The 18,923-nt window shown below is 59.0% G+C and carries 10 protein-coding genes and 3 pseudogenes; 5 read left to right on the top strand and 8 right to left on the bottom strand.

Going from position 1 to position 18,923, the window contains the following annotated elements; genetic code table 11:
- Positions 1-39 precede the first annotated feature (39 nt).
- The 6 genes and pseudogenes from ACZ89R_RS04825 to ACZ89R_RS04800 form a co-directional block, all read right to left on the bottom strand.
- On the bottom strand, positions 40-7,662 hold the full coding sequence (locus ACZ89R_RS04825) for an Ig-like domain-containing protein (RefSeq protein ID WP_429546512.1): 7,623 nt from the start codon (positions 7,660-7,662) through the stop codon (positions 40-42).
- A gap of 466 nt (positions 7,663-8,128) precedes the next feature.
- A pseudogene (locus tag ACZ89R_RS04820) lies at positions 8,129-8,494 on the bottom strand (IS21 family transposase); the annotation flags it as partial.
- 277 nt (positions 8,495-8,771) lie between these two features.
- Entirely contained in the window at positions 8,772-9,794 is a 1,023-nt protein-coding gene (locus ACZ89R_RS04815; RefSeq protein ID WP_429546513.1) for a transketolase family protein, read from the bottom strand.
- The gene (locus ACZ89R_RS04810; protein WP_429546514.1) at positions 9,791-10,639 is read right to left on the bottom strand and encodes a transketolase; all 849 of its coding nucleotides are present in this window, start codon (positions 10,637-10,639) and stop codon (positions 9,791-9,793) included. The genes ACZ89R_RS04815 and ACZ89R_RS04810 overlap by 4 nt, the downstream gene beginning before the upstream one ends.
- A gap of 16 nt (positions 10,640-10,655) precedes the next feature.
- Complete coding sequence (locus tag ACZ89R_RS04805; RefSeq protein ID WP_429546515.1) at positions 10,656-11,954, bottom strand: MFS transporter; 1,299 nt, start codon at positions 11,952-11,954, stop codon at positions 10,656-10,658.
- A gap of 100 nt (positions 11,955-12,054) precedes the next feature.
- Positions 12,055-12,804, bottom strand: coding sequence for an SDR family NAD(P)-dependent oxidoreductase (locus ACZ89R_RS04800; protein WP_429546516.1), 750 nt, complete (start codon positions 12,802-12,804; stop codon positions 12,055-12,057).
- A gap of 198 nt (positions 12,805-13,002) precedes the next feature.
- On the opposite strand from ACZ89R_RS04800, the pseudogene ACZ89R_RS04795 reads away from it, so the two are divergent.
- Positions 13,003-13,917: pseudogene (locus ACZ89R_RS04795) on the top strand (LysR substrate-binding domain-containing protein).
- Positions 13,918-14,525: 608 nt separating this feature from the next.
- Positions 14,526-14,825, top strand: a complete 300-nt coding sequence (locus tag ACZ89R_RS04790; protein ID WP_429546517.1) for an Arm DNA-binding domain-containing protein — start codon at positions 14,526-14,528, stop codon at positions 14,823-14,825.
- Positions 14,826-15,033: 208 nt separating this feature from the next.
- On the opposite strand, the gene ACZ89R_RS04785 is transcribed toward ACZ89R_RS04790, so the two are convergent.
- Both ACZ89R_RS04785 and ACZ89R_RS04780 read right to left on the bottom strand, forming a co-directional pair.
- On the bottom strand, positions 15,034-15,390 hold the full coding sequence (locus ACZ89R_RS04785) for a type II toxin-antitoxin system RelE/ParE family toxin (RefSeq protein WP_429546518.1): 357 nt from the start codon (positions 15,388-15,390) through the stop codon (positions 15,034-15,036).
- A 2-nt stretch (positions 15,391-15,392) separates the two neighbouring features.
- Complete coding sequence (locus ACZ89R_RS04780; protein WP_429546519.1) at positions 15,393-15,683, bottom strand: type II toxin-antitoxin system ParD family antitoxin; 291 nt, start codon at positions 15,681-15,683, stop codon at positions 15,393-15,395.
- 1,049 nt (positions 15,684-16,732) lie between these two features.
- Between ACZ89R_RS04780 and ACZ89R_RS04775 the strand changes: the two are divergent.
- From ACZ89R_RS04775 to ACZ89R_RS04765, 3 genes and pseudogenes are all read left to right on the top strand, one after another.
- Positions 16,733-17,257 (top strand): annotated as a pseudogene (locus ACZ89R_RS04775) (MCP four helix bundle domain-containing protein); the annotation flags it as partial.
- Between the two features lie 9 nt (positions 17,258-17,266).
- A complete protein-coding gene (locus ACZ89R_RS04770; protein ID WP_429547900.1) occupies positions 17,267-18,373 on the top strand; it encodes a methyl-accepting chemotaxis protein in 1,107 nt (368 codons plus the stop codon).
- Between the two features lie 4 nt (positions 18,374-18,377).
- Positions 18,378-18,911, top strand: a complete 534-nt coding sequence (locus ACZ89R_RS04765; RefSeq protein ID WP_429546520.1) for a chemotaxis protein CheW — start codon at positions 18,378-18,380, stop codon at positions 18,909-18,911.
- Positions 18,912-18,923: the final 12 nt, after the last annotated feature.

Here is an 18,923-nt window from a genome sequence, read left to right as displayed (position 1 = left end):
CATTTGATTACCGTTTTTCATAGGGTGCTAGAAGTGGATTCAGCCTTTGCGCTGTGGCGCTGGCGACCGATTTTTGTCACTGAACAAGTGAGGCTGACGTTCCGTTGCGGCCCTCTTCACTTGATCACTGAAAGAGTCGGCGGTCTTGGGTTGGTGAGGCTTGCCATCATTCACGGAGGCCTCGTTAACGTGGGGCACCCATGTGTTGAAGTCATCGAACAGGCTGTCGCCACCGGTGAAATATTCGCTGTCCTTGAACTTGAGCGATCGTTCCTGGTAATCAACGGTTTTTTGCGAGTCTTGTACGGCCTGCGTGACGTGCAGGTCCGGCACGAAGCCGAGTCCTATGCCAATCGACTCCGATTGCGTTTGCCCGCTGATGGCAGCGCCGTAGCCCGACAACAGTGGGTCGAGTCGGTCACGGGCCTGTGCTTGAGAGTCCATTACAGGCAACGTGACGAACAAACTAGGCACCATCGAGCGCTGCACACTCAGCAGATCCAGGTGCCAGTCCGGGTAGTCGTAGCGTTCGACGCCACCCGGCGGCGCGGGTTGATCGGACGTCACCTGGGAGGCCGGCGGCAACGGCAGCGTCGACGAGTCGATGCGCAGCCTCAATTGGGCGGTGGAGAAGCCGCCATGGTCGTCGGTTATCTGGTAACGGACCGTCGGTACCGCGCCCAGATAGTTGTTGTCCGGCACGAATCGGTAGCTACCGTCACGTTCGAGCGTAAAGACGCCGACACCTGCAATCACCACGCTGCTGCCTGCCGCATGGGTGCCGGCCATTCCATCGACGTTGAAGTCGACCACATGAATCGCGTCGTTCTCCGGGTCGCTGTCGTTATCGAGTACGGTGCCATTGAGCGGATCGCCCTGTAGCCCGCTGTGGACACCGTCATTGACCGCCACGGGCGGCTCGTTGATGTGAATCCGAACCAGGGCGGTGTCACTGCCGCCGTGTCCATCGCTGATCACGTAGGTAATGAGGACATCCCCCGTCACACCGGGTGCCGGGGTGAAATGCAGGGTGCCGTCGGGATTGATCGAAACGTTGCCGTCCGGGCTTTCGGCGTGGGTAACCGTCAAGGGGGAGCCGTTCGGATCGGTGTCGTTGCCCAGCACATCGATGGACGGAATCGGCGTGTCGCGGTCGGTCAGCAAGACACCGTCATCGTTGGCGTTCGGCCTGGCGTCGGCCATGATGGTCAAGTCGGCGCTGTCGGTTCCGCCCGCGCCATCGCTGATGCTATAGGTCACCATCGGTACGTTGCCGTGGTAGGTCGACAACGGGGTGAACAGGTAGCTGCCGTTGGCATTCAATGTAAAGGTGCCGACGCCGGGAATGGTCGCGGTGTCCCCGGGATTGAAACTGTCGGCGACGCCAGCGACGGTAAACCCGCTGACGCTGAGGGGATTGCCGTCCGGATCGCTGTCGTTGGGCAACACGTTACCGCTGGCCGGATTACCTTGAGGGACGGTTTGCAGACCGTCATCCACCGCCACGGGCGGGGCATTGACGCGAAGGGTCAAGTCGGCGCTGTCGGTTCCGCCCACGCCATCGCTGATGTTGTAGGTCACCACCGGTACGTTGCCGTGGTAGGTCGGCAGCGGTGTGAACAGGTAGCTGCCATCGGCATTCAAGGTGAGGGTGCCCACACCGGTGATCGTGGCGGTGTCGCCTGGGTTGAAGCTGCCGGCAACACCATTGACAGTGAAGCCTGTGACACTGAGGGGATTGCCCTGCGGGTCGCTGTCGTTGGGCAGCACGTTACCGCTGGCCGGATCGCCCTGCTGGACGGTTTGCAGGCCGTCGTTCACCGCCACGGGCGGGGCATTGAGGCGAATGGTCAAGTCGGCGCTATCGGTTCCACCCATGCCATCGCTGATGCTGTAGGTCACCACCGGTACGTCGCCATGGTAGGTCGGCAGCGGTGTGAACAGGTAGCTGCCATCGGCGTTCAGGGTGAGGGTGCCGACGCCGGTAATGGTTGCGGTGTCCCCGGGATTGAAACTGCCGGAGACACCGGCGACGGTAAACCCGCTGACGCTGAGGGGATTGCCCTCTGGATCGCTGTCGTTGGGCAACACGTTACCGCTGGCCGAATCGCCTTGCTGGACGGTTTGCAGGCCGTCGTCCACCGCCACGGGCGCGGTATTGAGGTGGATAGTGATCGACTGGGTGGCGATTTTCTGCCCTTCGGCCCCTTGGTCCTGGCCGCTACCGGCAGTGCCGCTGTCCGTGGTATTAGGGTTCTCGTCATTGAGGACGAACTCGATTTGCACGTCGGAGCTGGTTGACGTCGACGGATCGGTGTTGCTGTAGGTGACCGCGCCCATGACCTTGCCGACCACCGAGCGGTCGGCATTGGCATTGAACGTGACCTGCAAACTGCCCGAGGCATTGCTGACGGTACCGACGGTCACGCCGTCAACGATCAGGTCGTTGCCATTGAGCTGGACGCCGACCGCGTCATTGCCAGTATCACTGTCGAAAAAGCCGAAGACATCGTTGGCATTGCTTGCGCCGTTGCGGCCGATGGTCAGGGACGCCCCCATCCATTTATCCGGATTCACATCCAGCTCGGTATCGCTGACGGTCACTGTGCCGTCGCCGTCCAGGCGGATCGGGTTGCCGCCCTTGGTCACGGTCTGGACGGTGCTCAGTCCCGAGGCCAGCGGTGCGTCGTTGACCGGGGTCACTGTCACGTTGATCGTGCGGGTGGTAATCAGCTGGGCGCTGGTGGCGTCAGCGTAGCCAAAGTCGCCGGGGTTCTGGCTGGCATCGTTGGTATCGCCGCTCAGGACGCCGGGACGCTGGCCGATGCTACCACCATCGTTGACGGTGACCGTGACGGTAAAGCTGCCCGTGTAGTCGGTCCCCGCCGGAGCGCCCGTCGCTGTCGGATAGGTGATGGTCAGGGCCTGCAGGCGTGTATTGATCTGGGCTTCGGTCGCCCCGGTGATCGTGATCGTGTCGCTGCCAAGTCCGCCGATGGTGCCGCCGCTGCCGCCCACGCCGGAGATGACGCCCTGGCTGACATGAATGGTCGCCGAAAAGGTATTGGCGCCGTTGGCGTCCGGGTCGCTGACGGAGAATCCGCCCACACTGCCGGTCAGGTTCAGGGTCGTCGAACCTTCCTTGACCGTGACATCGCTCGCCGTGACGATGGTCGGGTCGTTGATGCTGGAGACGAACAGGTTGCGCGTGTTGCTCGCCATGTTGAGCGCCAGCGAGCCAGGCAGCGCTGCGTAGGGGTCGATGACGGTGGTGGGCGCGGTGGCTACCGTGGCGCCCGAAGGATTCAGGCCGCCGTTGGCCAAGCCAGCAGGATCCAGCGTGCCGGTCGCTACGTCACGCATGCGATCGTCGGCGATCACTTGTACCTTGTAGCTGGTATCGGTGTTGGCAAGGCTGCCACTGAGCGTGACCTGCAGTCCCGCGAGATAGGCGTTTACATTGTCCCGGCTGCCCCGGATCACCAACGCATTGCCTGTGCCGGAGTAAGTGTCGTCGACCTCGAAAGTCGTGTGATCTTCGGTCGGTGAGCTGGTCGATCCGACGATAATGTCGGCATACGCCGCCTGGTTCAATGGGACGCCGTTGGCGTCGGTCAGGCGCACGGTGACCTGGACGAAATCCTGCTCGGGGGAGTTGGGTTCACCAGTGGGCGCGGTGATGCCGCCGCCATCGCTGTAGTCTGGATCGGCGATCACGAACCCGGGCACGGCCACTGCTACGCCACCTTGGCCGATCGCCAGGTTGCCGCTGCCTGCTGTTACCGTTGGCGCGTCGTTCGTTGCTTGCAAGGTGATGGCAACTTGGCTTGTCTGAGACGTCGGCGCGACGCTGCCGCTGCCGGTGTCACCGCCGATGGCGGCGGCGCCTTCGTCAATACGCACACTGAGCGTGACATCGCCTGCCGCCACGCCGTTGGCGTCATGGTTGGCATTGGTCGCGCCGGTATACGTCAAGCCGTTGCTGGCATCGTTGAGCAGCGACTGGATATCGTCGGCTCGCCCGACCAGCGTCACGCTGTTGCTATTATCCCCGCTGATGGTGACGGTACGACCTGAGGCCAGGGTGATGGACGTTTGTGCGCCAGTGCCAGCGATACCCAATATGCCTTGACCTGCTGGGACACTGACCGTGACGGAGACGGGGGCGTCGAACGCAGTGGACTCGGTGTCTACCACCGTGAGGCCATTGATGGCGGTTCGACGGTCTTCATTGATCAAAACAGAGGCTGGGGTTGTGACGCTGGGCGCGTCATTGACGGTGGAAACACGAATCAACACGCTGGCCTGGGCAAGGTTCAGATCAGTGCTGGCGACGCTGTCGGCATAGCCGTTGAATTCCACGGCGGATATCGGTTGGCCGGGGCCCCCTGGGGTTGCCGCCTGGTTTTCGTCGCCGCCATTGGCGCCGGTGGTCAGGTTGCCGCCGGCGTCACGCAAGCGGTCATCGACGATGACCTGGATGCGGTATTGGTGATCTTCGTTACTGGGGTCATTGACGCTGGCGGTCAGGGTAGCCAACGCCGCGTTGACTTCGGCGCGCGTGCCGCGCAGCACCAGGTAATCGCCATTCCCGTCTTTATCGCCATCGCGTGTAGCGCCGCCGCCGAGGCCAACCGACAGGGTGACGCCCGTATAGTCACCGGCCGTAAAGGCCGTGCCGTCAGTCTGGGTCAAGCGCACGATGACCTGCACCGAGTCCGGTGTGCTGGGGCTACCGCCCAGGTCATCGGGGTCGCCCACCACGAAGCCGCCGACCGGATTGTTGCTGGCGGTGGTGCTGTCGAGGTTGATAGCACTGCCGGGGGCGGTCACCGTTGGCTTGTCGTTGGTCGGCAGGATCTCGATGTTGTAGGTCGATGCGGTGGCGGCGGCACCCTGGGCAAACGAGCCGTTATCGTTGGCGCTGAAATCGCCGTCACTGACGACGTAGGAGAACGAGTCGTGACTGGTTTCGCTGCCGTTGTGCTGGTAAGTGACGCGACCGGCGTCCAGATCGGCCTGAGTGAACACCGATCCAAGTCCCAGCACGCCGCCATTGAGCATCAGGTTGCCGTTTTGCGGAATCGCGGTGAGTCGGTATTGCCGCTGCACGCTTGAGTTGTCGTCGTCGCTGTAGACCAGGTGCGCACCTGCCACCGGGCCATTCACCGACCCTGAACCATCGCCATTGGCATAGCCGGTGGCGCCGCCAATGACAGCGGATTGACCTTCGCGGATGGCGCCGGCCTCACCGTCGATCAACTGGGATTTTGCACTGAATTCAGGCGCGTCGTTGACCGGTGAAATGGTGACCGGTACGACCAGGGCCGCGCCGGTACTCGATTGATTGGTGCCCGCCGCGATGGCCACGCCCTGATCGTCCACCGGTACGACAGTGAAACTGTCGGTGAAGTTTTCGCTGCCATCATGGACATACTTCAGGTTGCCCGCCGCCAGTTGCGCCGCCGTGATCGCCTGGTTCAGCGTGACGTTCACGCCGTTCAGGGTCAGATGGCCGAACTGCGGCAGCACGGTAATTTGCAGCACCACATCGTTGGTCTCGGCGTATTGAGTGCCGCCGCCGGCATCGCCTTGCCTGTCCGAGTCGGCGACCACGATATTGCTGTTGGTGATGGTGACGGTGCCGCCTTCGGCGGTGAATACCCGGCCATCGTTGACCGCGGTGGGCGTGTCGTTCTGCGGCACGATGTTCAGGCTGAAACTCTCGGTCGCGGTGGTCAATGTACCGTCGGAGACAGAGAACTGGAAACTGTCGACGAAGTGTTCATCGCCGCTGTGCTGGAACGTCACAAGCCCGTTGTTCACGTCGGCTTGAGTGAACGTGCCGAAGGCGCCGATCGCGACACCATTGACCAGCAGGGTGCCGCTGCCCGGTGTAACAAGCACGCGGTAGGTCAGCCCGTCGGCCGCGGTGAAATCGTCAGTGGTATTGAGGTCGGCGGCGGTCAGTGTGTAAGTGCCGGCTTCATTGAGCGTCGCGGTCTTGTCTCCACCGACGACGGGCATGGCATTGGACGGTGGATCGGCAGGGATCGCGCCAGGAGCCGTCGCAATCTCGGGTGGCACGTTGACGCTGAAGGTATTGACCGTCAGCGTACTGTTGGCGTCGTCGGTGTCGTAGATGCCGCCATCGCGTGAGCTTGGATACAGGCGAACGCCGCCGTCCTTGACCGTGAAGCTCATGCTGTCGGTGCGCGCCGTACCGGTATAGGCGCGCATGTGGTACACCACATTGCCAGCGTTGACGTCGGCCTGGGTGAATTTCGACCCGACCACCAGCAGATTACCGTTCAAGGTGAAGTACCCCACGTTTCTGTCGGGTACCGCGGTGAGCGTATAACTCAGGCTGGAAGAGAAAGAGTCGGTGTCGGTGACCTGCAACATGGCACTGGTGACCACCCGTGTCATTTCTCCGGGGTTCAGGGTCTGGGTGATGCTGTGGTCCAGAACGGGATCGTCGTTGTTGGGCAGCAGCGTCAGGTTGACGGTCAACGTCGAGGTCTTCGGAGTATTCGTGCCGCCGCCGTCGTCGGTGACGTTGAGGTTGAAGCTGTCGGTCGTGCCCGTCGCGCTGGGCTCGCTGCCATTGTGGCTATAGGTGAGCTTGCTCAGGTCATTGATGACGAATGTGGGGTTGGTAATCGCCACGCCGTCATAGAACAGCGTGCCATGGGTCGGCAGGGAGGCCAGCGTATAGCTGAAATCGACGCCGGGGGCCTGGTCCGGATCGCTGATCCGAATGGATCCGCGCGGTGTGCCGACGGGCGTGATCAGGTTACCGTTGTCGGTCAGGCTGACGTTTTGCTCACCCTCGATAATGGTGATCGTGCCGCTCGATGTGGGCGCCTGATCGACTGGATTGATGTGGATCTGCACGACCTGGTCGTGGAGGACGCCACCGGCACCGTCATCGATGGTGATGGTGAAGGCGTCCGTGAGGCCTGCGGGGGCCGTGACCTGGTCGCCGTTGTGGCGATAGCTCAGGTTGGCGATCTGGTCGATGGAGAAACTCGATCCGACACCCAATTCCTTGCCGTTGAGCAGCAAGGTGCCGTCGCTGGCTAATGACGTGAGTTTGACGATGACCTGCTGCTGCACGTTATCGACATCGTTCAAGCCCAGGTTGGCCTGGGTGAAACCTTTGCCATCTGCGGTGTTGATTGCCCCGGAGAAACTCGCGGAGCCCCCTTCGTCCACTTGCAGCGCCGGGCCGCTGCCGGAAATCGCAGGTGCATCGTTGACGGGGGTTATGTTGATACTGATGGTCTTGCTGGTGATGCTGCTGCCGTCGTCGCTGGTCAAGGTAAACGAGGCGCTGCCATTGAAGTTCTGGTCGCCCGCGAAAGACATGCCGTTAAGGGCGGCATTGATGTCCGCCAGCGAGCCGCTGAAGCTGATGCTCGCGCCGCCATTGCCTGTCAGCCCGGTAAGTCCATTGGTGTTCGCCAGGCTCAAGGTACCGTGGCTGGCATTCAAGGTGATGTGCTGTGTGGCGGTATCATCGCTGACACTGACGCCGCTGATCGCTACATGGGCGTCCTCGGCACCGCTACGCGGCACCACGGCGTTGTCGGCAATGACAGCCGCCGCACCATCAAAGAGCATTCGCTGTTCGAGGGCGAACAATCTGTTACGCGACACGGGAGACACGTCAGTACGGGAGTGGATGCTTTTCACCGGTTAGATCCTGGCTTGTTGATTTATTGATTTTTTATCTGGCAGCCGATAATCAGGTATCACATTCCAAGGTGCTAAGCGTCCTGCACAACCCCCTAGAGGGCTTGTATGACAAGCCTCTCACGTCAGCGTTTACTATCTCTGTGCAAACGTTTGCTAGTGCGTGGTGCTCAAAGCGACCACGATTTGCCTCTATGTCGGTTCAACAGATAAAATCTTGAGCCCAGTACCCTCTTTTTTTTATCGATTCAGGGAGCCATGTTGCAGCTTTGTGCGGCCCGGATTCATTGCTTGGAAGTGAGGGGCCCGCTGCATTGTGGCTGTTATACCGTGATGTCATTGCGCTATCAATGCTCCATGAGATTCGAATTTATCAGCTTGAATATTCGGCCGGAAGATAAAAGCGGAGTGCAGTGAGGAGGTCTCAACGCTCACCGAGTGCGAACGTCAACGGACAAAGGCCCGTAGGGATTTGCCTTGTTCACCGCGCCATGAGCGTATGAAGGTGGTGAGCTGGCTGTAGCCGCCGTCGTAACCCTCGGCCTTGATCTGTTCGAAGAGTGCTTTGGCGCCCCTGCGATTGTGCTTTGCCCAACGAATCGGCCTTGAGCGCCTGCTCCAGTGTCTGCTGATACGGACTGAGTTTGTTGAAGGATACGCACCGATGGTACGCCGGTTGAGTGGCTTCGGGCTCTCTGACCCATTTTCGGATGATGTTTCTCGACAGCCCGGTACGCTTGGCTATCTCATGCAGCGACAGCTTGTCGCGAAAATACATGCGCCGAATTTTGCCCATCATTTCCATGCTGATCACCCTGTGTTCTCCTGCTCAAAAATTGAGCAGAAGCAGTTGAACACCTTGGGTCAAAATCGCATCAGCGCCAACATGCTGAGTCCTATAGGTTGAATGGACGCGCTCCCTGATGGCCGGCAGTGTACCGATCGATCATTGATCCGTGCCAGTGATCAGAAAACTGTGGAATTCGGGATCTAGCAGTTCATGTGGCTTCAACGTTCCCCTCCCTTTGCATCGAACTCAATGGCACCTGTTGCCAGGTGCCTTGTCCTCGCCGTTAAAGCCAGGCTTTGATTTGAGCAGACACGGCTTGAGTGGAGATGCCATAGCGATCATGCAACGTCGGCAGGGCGCCTGCATCGAGGAACGCGTCGGGCAAGGCGATCTGCCTAAAGGTTGGCGTCACTCCGTTGCGCAGCAGCACTCCGGCAACGGCCTCACCGAGACCGCCAATTATCGAACTGTTTTCTGCGGTGACCACCAGTCGCCCTGACTTCCTTGCCTCGGTAAGAATGGTTTGCTCATCCAGTGGTTTGATCGTCGGTACGTGCAGTACGGCGACATCGACGCCGTCCGCTTGCAGTTCCTTGGCTGCGTCCAGTGCACGCATGGTCATCAAACCGGTGGAGATGATCAGCACATCATTACCGGTGCGCAGGGGCTTGGCCTTGCCGATCTCGAATTTATAGTCGTACTCGTCCAGCACCAGCGGCACATTGCCGCGCAACAAACGCATATATACCGGCCCCTGATGCGCGGCGATGGCGGGCACGGCCTGTTCGATTTCCAGGGCATCGCACGGGTCGACGATCATCAGGTTGGGCATGGCGCGGAAGATCGCCAGGTCATCGGTGGCCTGGTGGCTTGGGCCGTAGCCGGTAGTGAGGCCGGGCAACCCACAAACGATTTTGACATTGAGGTTTTCTTCGGCAATTGCCATGCAGATGAAGTCATAGGCGCGGCGCGAAGCGAACACCGCGTAGGTGGTGGCGAAAGGCACGAAGCCTTCGCGGGCCATACCCGCGGCCGCACTCATCAGCAACTGTTCGGCCATGCCCATTTGATAGAAACGGTCGGGATGTTCCTTGGCGAAGATATGCAGGTCGGTGTATTTGGACAGGTCGGCGGACAGGCCGACGATGTCTGAACGCTGTTCTGCCAGCGCCGCGAGCGCATGACCGAAAGGCGCGGATTTTGTGGTTTGGCCTTCTGAGGCAATCGAAGCGATCATCGCTGAGGTGGTCAGGCGTTTCTTGGTCGGTTCGGCAGTCGAAGTCGGAGTGTTGGCGGCGTTACTCATTGGTTTTTTCCTTCTTCCAGGTTGTTCAGTGCCAGATCCCATTCGTGTTCTTCCACGCGGATGAAGTGTGTCTTCTCCCGGGTTTCGAGGAAGGGCACGCCTTTGCCCATTTTGGTGTCGCAGATGATCACACATGGCTGAGTGCCAGGATGATTGCGGGCGGCATCGAACGCCGTGACCAGCGCCTCCAGATCATTGCCGTCAACGCGCTGGGTGAACCAGCCAAACGCTTGCCAGCGATCGATGATGGGTTCAAAGGACAGGATTTCACTGGAGTGACCGTCGGCTTGCTGGTTGTTGACGTCGACGATGGCGATCAGGTTGTCGAGCTTCCAGTGCGACGCCGACATCACCGCTTCCCAGGTTGAGCCTTCATTCAACTCGCCGTCCGACAGCAGGTTGTAGACGAAGGCCGTTGAGCCTTTGCGCTTGAGGCCCAGGCAGGCACCGACCGCGATGCCTAGACCCTGACCCAGTGAACCACCGGTGATTTCCATGCCCGGCGTGTAGGCGGCCATGCCCGACATCGGCAGGCGGCTGTCGTCCGCACCGTAGGTTTCCAGCTCATCGAGCGGGATGATTTCGGCTTCGATCAATGCGGCGTACAGCGCAATGGCGTAATGACCGATCGACAGGTAGAAGCGATCGCGCTCTTCCCATTCAGGATCTTCGGGCCGATAGCTCAGGGCATGGAAGTAGGACACTGCCAACAGGTCGGCGGCACCGAGGGCCTGGCCGACGTAGCCTTGTCCCTGAACTTGCCCCATTCGCAGCGCGTGGTGGCGAATGTTGTGAGCGCGCTCTACCAGGGTCTTGGATGAAACGTATGAAGGATTAGTCGTCATGTGAAAACTCCGTAAATCAACGATTGACCAAGGCGGCCGGAATGCGCAGCACCAGGGTGGCACCGGCGAGCAGCACGCCAGTGATAAGATACATGCCGATGGCGCTGGAACCGGTCAGTGTGGTTATCCAGCCAATCAGGTAGGGCGAGCAGAAGCCGGCGAGGTTAGCGAAGCTGTTGACCGCCGCAATGCCCGCGGCAGCGGATACGCCACCGAGCAGCGTGGTGGGCAACATCCAGAACATCGACGTCGCGGACAGAATTCCGGAAGCGGCCAGGCAAAGACTGAGAATGGAGAGCATCACATTCCCCCCCACCATGGCCGCGAGGCTAAGACCGATGGCACCGGCAATCATCGGAACAATCAGGTGCCAGCGGCGCTCGCGGTGTTTGTCGCCACTGCGTCCGGCATACAGCATTGCGGCAATCGCACAGAGGTAGGGCAGGCTGGTCAGCAGGCCGATTTTCATCGGGTCGGACACCCCTGCGTTGCGCACCAGGGTAGGTAACCAGAAGGTGATTGCGTAATGACCCATCACCACACAGAAGTAGATGGCGGCCAGTAACCAGAGACGACGGTCTCGGATGAATTCGCCAATAGAGGCATGCGTTACTTTTTTCTGGTCATCCTCGGCCAGCTCGCGGGTGATCAACGCTTTTTCGTCGTCGTTGAGCCAGCTGGCTTGATGCACGCCATCCTTGAGATAGCTCAACACCAGCAGTCCAACCACAACGGTGGGCACAGCCTCCAGCACGAACATCCACTGCCACCCGGCCCAGCCGTGTACACCGGCGAAATGAGTCATGATCCAACCAGAGATCGGACCGCCCACCATCCCCGACAACGGAATGGCGATGAACCACAACACGGTCATACGGGCACGACGGTAAGACGGGAACCAATAGGTCAGGTACAGCAGCAGACCCGGTGCCAGACCGGCTTCGGCAATGCCGAGCAAAAAGCGCAGCGCATAGAATTGCCACGCGGTTTCGACGAAGGCGAACAGGGCAGAGACGATGCCCCAGGTGATCATGATGCGCGCGATCCAGACCCGCGCCCCGACCTTATGCAGGATGATGTTGCTGGGGACTTCGCAGAGAAAGTAGCCGATGAAGAACATGCCCGCGCCCAGCCCGTAGACCGTTTCGCTGAGCGCCAGGTCGTTCATCATTTGCAGTTTGGCAAAGCCGACGTTAACGCGATCGAGATAGGCACACAGGTAGCACAGCATCAGGAACGGCATCAGGCGCCACGCGGTTTTACGGTAGGCGTTGGAGCGCACGGTCGAAACCGCTTCGAGCGACAGGGTAGTCATGATGGTCTGATCTCTTGTTTTTATTGACCGCCAGGCAATCAAGCCTGGCTGTGTCATCGATCCAGAACCGCACGGGCCTTGCAGGCCCGCCCAGATGTACTCAGTGAATCAGCATGCCGCCGTTCACATCCAGAGTGATGCCGGTCAGGTATGAGGATAGGTCGCTGGCCAGGAATAGCGCCGCATTGGCCACATCCTGTGCTTCGCCGAGACGTCCCAGCGGGATGCCGTCGATGATGGCGTGGCGGCGTTCATCCTGCATCAGACCGCCGGTGATGTTGGTGTGAATCAGGCCGGGGGCGATGGAGTTGACCCGCACCTTGTCCGGCCCCAGCTCCCGCGCCATGGCTTTGGCCAGGCCCAACACGCCTGCCTTGGCGGCGCTGTAATGAGGGCCACCGAAAATGCCGCCGCCGCGTTGAGCGGAAACCGACGACATGCACACGATGCTGCCGCCGGACTGCTGGCGCATGATCGGAATCACCGCCTGGGACATGAGCAGGGTGCCGCGCAGGCTGACGTCCAGCACCTTGTCGTAATCCGAAGGGCGAATGTCCAGAGTCTTGAGGGGTTGGGTGATGCCGGCGTTATTGACGAGGATGTCGATGCGACCGAAGTGCTCGATGATTTTCGCGACAGCCTGCTGCACTTGGGATTCGTCGGCGACGTTGGCGGCCAGACCGAGATGGCCTTCGCCCAGGGAGGCAGCGGCATCGCGTGCGGCGGATTCGTCCAGATCGAGAATCACCACGCGTGCCCCCTGTTGCGCGAAGGTGGTCGCTGTAGCGCGGCCGATGCCACGTGCAGAAGCTGCACCGGTGATGATCGCGACTTTGCCTTGAAGAAGCATGGAAGAGTACCTCTGATTGTTTTTATTGGGTCGATCCGCAAAGAACCGATGACTCAGCTTGTTCTTCAGAGCAACCCTGAGCAATAACGCGAATGTCACTCGGTGCTGAAAAAAATTCAGCACTCGCCAAGCAAATGCTCGAATGGTTGAATGGCTAAACGCCCGACTTATGCCTCCTGCAAGGGAATAACAACGATCATGCGCTCACCCGGCGATGCACCTGCGGTACTACCACCCCTGAAAGCCATTCAGGCCTTTGAACAGACTGCGCGTTTCGGCAATGTCGCGCGTGCGGCGGAATTGCTCGACCTGACGCCCTCGGCGGTTAGTCACTAATTGGCCAAACTGGAGGCGATGATCGGGCGGCAGCTGTTTCTCAGAACGGCCAGGGGGGTGACATTAACGCCGGTGGGTGAGCAATATCTGACTGAGGTTTCCGGCATCCTGCACAGTCTGGCCGTTGCCACCGAACGGGCCACCAGCGATGTCAGCCTGGATTGCCTGCGACTGCACTCGTCGCCCAGTTTCGGCCTGTTGTGGCTGATGCCGCGCCTGGAGCAATTTCGCCAGAGTCATCCGGACATCCAGCTCAATCTCTCGTGCTCCTACGAATCGCTGCACTTCAGTCGCGACAAAATTGATGTCGACATCCGCCATGGCATGCCCAACTGGCCCAGCTACGAAGTGCGGACGATTCGCAATGAACAGATTGCAGTCATGGCTTCCCCGAAGCTGCTGGAAAAACACCCGATCCGGACCGCTGCGGATTTGCTGGACAGCCAGTTGATCCTATCGGAGGCCACGCTGATCAAGTGGCCGCAGTTGTTTGCCCAACATGGTGTGTCACGCCCCGAGAAGCCCTACACCCTCAGCTTCGATCGTTCCTACATGACGCTGGAGGCTGCCAGCCACGGGCTCGGCTTTGCCCTCGAAAGCACCTTGCTGGCGCAGGACTATCTCGCACGCGGTGCGTTGGTAGAGGTAGCGCCGGAGCTGAGCGCTTCGATTACTGCACACCACTTGGTTTTCCCAAGGGCCCACGCACACTTCCCTCGGGTCAGACGATTCCTGGAGTGGATGCAGAAAGAGTTGGGGCATGATTTTAGTTACTGACTGTCAGTTAGGTGCGGGGAGCTCCGATACCATGGTCATCAAGAGTCCATCGACGGCGAGGCCGCTTTTGCGGCGTTCGATATTTGGAGTGGTGTTCGATCGGGCGATGTCGTTTTTGAATCGCCACGATAAACGAGAGAACACAGCTGATCGACATACCTCCGACCATCGCGGCAATCGTGTGGAAAATGATACTCACGGCCTGACTTCTCCGCGTGGCTGTAGAAAGCACTCGGTAGCGCGACTCGGACTTATGTTCTTCTCGTTCTTGACATGCCCTCCGAACAAGTCAAAAAATGAGTCCATTCCCATTGGGGGGATATTACAAAACCTTTAGATTTCAATGGGTCGGACACCAGATGCGAGTCTCGTTTCCCGCTCCAATTATTTTTCTATAGGCTTCCATTGAAGTATGTAGAAACCCAAAAAAGAGGCTTCGGCCTCTTTTTTTGTTCCAGTAAAGTCCATTCTGATACATCAATAGCCACAATTTTTCAGTACATTATTTAGTACATCAATTCGGCATTTGATAAATCGTTTTTTCGTGGTACTCACCTCACTGGAAACCGTACAAATCTCCTCTATTCAAACGAGACGGAGATTGTAAGATGGCTCTCACCGACACTGCAGTCCGGCATGCCAAACCCCGTGCAAAGGGCTACACCCTCCCTGACTACAACGGCCTTGCCCTTTTCGTAAATACCAAAGGCGCCAAGTGCTGGCACTTCCGCTTTTCCTGGGCGGATAAGCAACCCCGTATTTCGCTTGGTACCTATCCTGAAGTTAGCTTGCGAGATGCTCGTGCTCTGCGTGATGTTGCGCGGGCACAGGTCGCCAGGGGCATTGATCCGCGTGTCCATCGGCAGTTGGAGCGTAATGCCAGGCGCCTGGCCACGGAGAACGCCTAAGAAACGGTTGTTCAGCATTGAAAGTGGTAAACAAAGTTGAACATCGTGTTTGTGGTCGTGGGTCTCGATAGCCCGGTCGGACCCAGAACCTCCCACTTCAATTGGCCGCCGAGTCGGCTGACAGCGAGGGCGCTCAGGTTGAGGTGTAGAGGGCGACGCCTTACCTTCGTCGTTTATGGCCAGTTAAACCGTTGGGCCAGGTCGGTGATTAGTCGTTGGGCAGATGCAACTGCACCTCCATGGCGTCATGGAGGAGTCGGACGATCTCAATCACGTCGCCGTCTCCTACACGATAGAACACGATATGTCGCGGACTTTTGACTACGCCATGAAGTTGTTTGGCCTGCTGGCGTGAATAGATGAGGTGATAGCTGCGAAGGCCCGGTGCAAGCTCATCGCGGTCGTGGCTGCCAACGCGATAAGGCGTGTCGGCAATCGCTTGCAGCGCCGCGAGGATCAGCGCCTGGTAGCGCTGGCGTGCTTGATCGCCGAACTGCGCCTGGGAGAGCCTGAGGATGTCGACAATGTCTGTGCGCGCAGCGTTGGAAATCCGATACTGCGGCATGCTTAGTGTTTCTCTCTCGCGGGGATCGTTGCCTCCAGGCTCAAGCCCTCGAGGTAGTGCTCCAGATCCCCTTCGTTCACCTGAGTAAAGCGCCCGTGCTCAAGGTCCATAATGCCGATCGAGGTCGCCTGACGCAGGGCCTCAATTTTGGCGGTGTCTTCGGCTACGCGCTGTTCCAATAGGCGCAAACCTTCTCGCATCACTTCGCTGGCATTCTGATAACGGCCGGACTGCACTAGGTCCTGGATAACCTGTTCCTGGTGAGGGGTGAGCACAACGTTTCGCGTCGCCATAATGAGCTCCAGCTTTCGGCAAACAGGTTCTTTCGATCATTGGCATATTATGCCATTTGACCTGCGAACACATAGTTTGGGATTTTGTATCTGACGAACTGCGCCGTGCGGGCTCATCCTTTGCGGCGAACAGCGCGTGCCGACCCTGACTGCACGCATACAAAGTCCAAAATGGCTGTTGCAGTCGGGACGCAGTGGAGAGCTTGATGAGTGTGGGCCTCGTGCCTTCTGTTTGGCCAAGCCTTGTTTGATGTGTCCGACGTTCTTTCTGATCGTTTGCGCACCTCGGACATTGTCGCCAGTGTCCGTCGCGGCCTCCCTGGCCCTTAACGCTTAAGGTCAACTCCATCACGGCCGCCTGTCAGGCGAGCTTGGGACAGTCGGCCCACCAGGTTCGACTATTCCAAAATGGAACAATGCTTTCGTTACCCTGACTGGAGTTTTGTGGGGTTTTATCAAAGACCTGGAAAGGGCTGACCCTTAGAAAGAGCTCTGGCGACAACAGCAGATAATCAATTTTGTTTGCTGCTGTGCACGATCCGTATGTCCCAGGGCAACCACCGGTATAGAAATTGCTCATGGATGAACATGTCCTTCAGTACCCTATTTACGTGAGCGCCCAGGCATTGCCGGGCCGACACGTTCGAAGATTTTGCCGATGCAGCGGTTTGGCGATCACCACTCGCTGGTAGCACCGTGCCTCTCGGTGTAGGGCAGTGCTTACCGCAACCTCCAAAATGCTCACTTAAAAACCAGCAGCGTCTGATGGCTGATCAATGGTCGTGGCGTGCATCATGGCTGATGGCATTCTGCCGTCAATCTTTCGACGCATAGCGAGCGATACCGGTATCCCTCAGCGACCCGATCAATATGTGGCGGATCCGTATCGAGCATGGCAATCGATCATGCCGTGGTCCACGCATCTTTCCAGTGCTCGTCGCCTGGCGATTCCGCGTGTCGCCTGCACCCTGGCGACAGGGGTGCGGGCGTCCATGGCAGGCGCGACTATGTTGGCTCGGAAAAGTCAGGTCTATTAAAGGTAGTAAGAAATGAAGAGTGTTTCCGTTGCGACGAAGCTGGGCTTGGGCTTCGCGTCCGTTATATCAATCACATTGATTATCGCGTTGGTCGGTTTGGCGGGTGGCAATAACATTAACACCATGCTCAATGAAATGTACGCCAACAACCTGGTACCTATCAAAGACGTGGCGAATGCCAACATGCAGGCCATTTATCATAACCGTGCGCTTTATGACTATCTGATTTCCGACAAGGCCGAGCTGGACAAGATTGTCGAGAACATGGAGAGAAATAAAGTGCGGATGGCTGAACTACTCGATAAATATAAAAAGACCTCTCTGACTGACCGCGAAAAGGATCTGTTGAAGAAGTTTGATACCGCCTGGGGGCCTTATGAATCTTCGGCTAAGAAGGTCTTGACCCTCGCGCAAACCGATAACTTGAACGCTACGAATCTCATGAACAACGAGACCACGCAGCTGTTTCAGACGGTCGATGATGTGTTGTCGGACATTGTCGACGTCAACGACCAGTTGGCTACAGAGGCTTACGACCAAAGTGATGTGGCTGCAAACAGAGCGCAGCAGATTCTCATCGGTCTGCTGATTGCAGCGGTATTGGTTTCAGTCTTGATCGCCTTCCTTATCACCCGTGGTTTGCTCAGGCAGTTGGGCGGCGAGCCGGCGTTTGCGGCGCAGGTGCTGTCCAGGGTAGCAGCGGGGGATCTCGGCGTAACGATACCTTTGCGCAACAACGATACCAGCAGCATGCTCGCCGCAATGAAGAGCATGGTAGAGAAGCTTTCACAAATCATCGGCGAGGTGCGTGGATCGGCCAATGCCTTGACCAGCGCCTCCGAGGAGGTTTCCGCTACAGCACAGTCCTTGAGTCAGGCCTCCAGCGAGCAGGCAGCCAGCGTCGAGGAAACCTCGGCCTCGGTCGAGCAGATGTCCGCTTCCATCGAGCAAAACACCGCAAACGCCCGGGTCACCGACGGTATGGCGGGCAACGCGGCCAAACAGGCCGCTGAAGGCGGCGTGGCGGTCAAGGACACGGTCAGCGCGATGAAGAGCATCGCGGAAAGGATCGGCATCATCGATGACATCGCCTACCAGACCAACCTGCTCGCGCTCAATGCCGCCATCGAGGCCGCCCGTGCCGGTGAACATGGCAAAGGCTTTGCCGTGGTCGCCGCCGAGGTGCGCAAGCTGGCTGAGCGCAGCCAGGTCGCCGCCCAGGAAATCGGTGAGGTAGCCAAAGGCTCGGTGGCCCTGGCCGAGCGTGCCGGCAGCTTGCTCGACGAGATTGTTCCCGGCATTGCCAAGACCAGCGACCTGGTCCAGGAAATCGCCGCCGCATCCGCCGAACAATCTTCCGGCGTGGGCCAGATCAATACGGCGATGAACCAGCTTAACCAGATCACTCAACAAAACGCCTCTGCCTCAGAGGAGCTGGCCGCCACCGCCGAGGAAATGAGTGGGCAGGCCGAGCAGTTGCAGCAATTGATGAGTTTTTTCAGCCTCACGGGCCACGGTGAACATGAGCGCGGCGCGCCTCTCTTGACTGCCTCTGCCAGGTCCAGGGTGGTTACCAACCTGCCGGCCATCAGCCGCTTGGCTGAAACTGGTAATTCGGCGGTGCCGAGCGGTTTCGTGCGTTTCCAGGAGTGATGCCGTGGGACAGTCGATCAAGCTGGACAATCACGTAGCCTCCCTGCAGACCCGACAGTATCTGACCTTCACCCTGGCCGGCGAACAGTTTGCCGTGGGCACGCTGAGCGTGAAGGAAATCATCGAGTACGGTGAACTCACCGGTGTGCCGATGATGCCGCCCAGCATCCGCGGCGTGATCAATCTGCGTGGGGCAGTGGTGCCGGTGATCGATCTGGAGGTGCGCTTCGGTGGGCGGCCGACCGAAGTCGGCCGGCGCACCTGCATCGTCATCCTCGAAGTGGATCGCGGCGATCAGCAACAGGTCATCGGCGTATTGGTCGATGCAGTGAACGAAGTGTTGGAAATCAATCTGTCGGACATCGAGCCGCCGCCGGCCTTCGTCGGGCATGTGCGCACCGATTTCATCCAGGGAATGGGCAAGGTCGACGGCCGTCTGGTCATTCTTCTGGACATCGGCCGGGTGCTTTCCGTGGGTGAGCTCGCTGCGTTGGATGAGGTGAGCGAGGCGCTTGAGTTCGGAGAGTCGGATAGTTGACTTCTAAAGTTC

It is taken from the genome of Pseudomonas sp. TE3728, from assembly GCF_056279145.1.
This window is presented reverse-complemented; position numbering and strand designations above follow the sequence as displayed.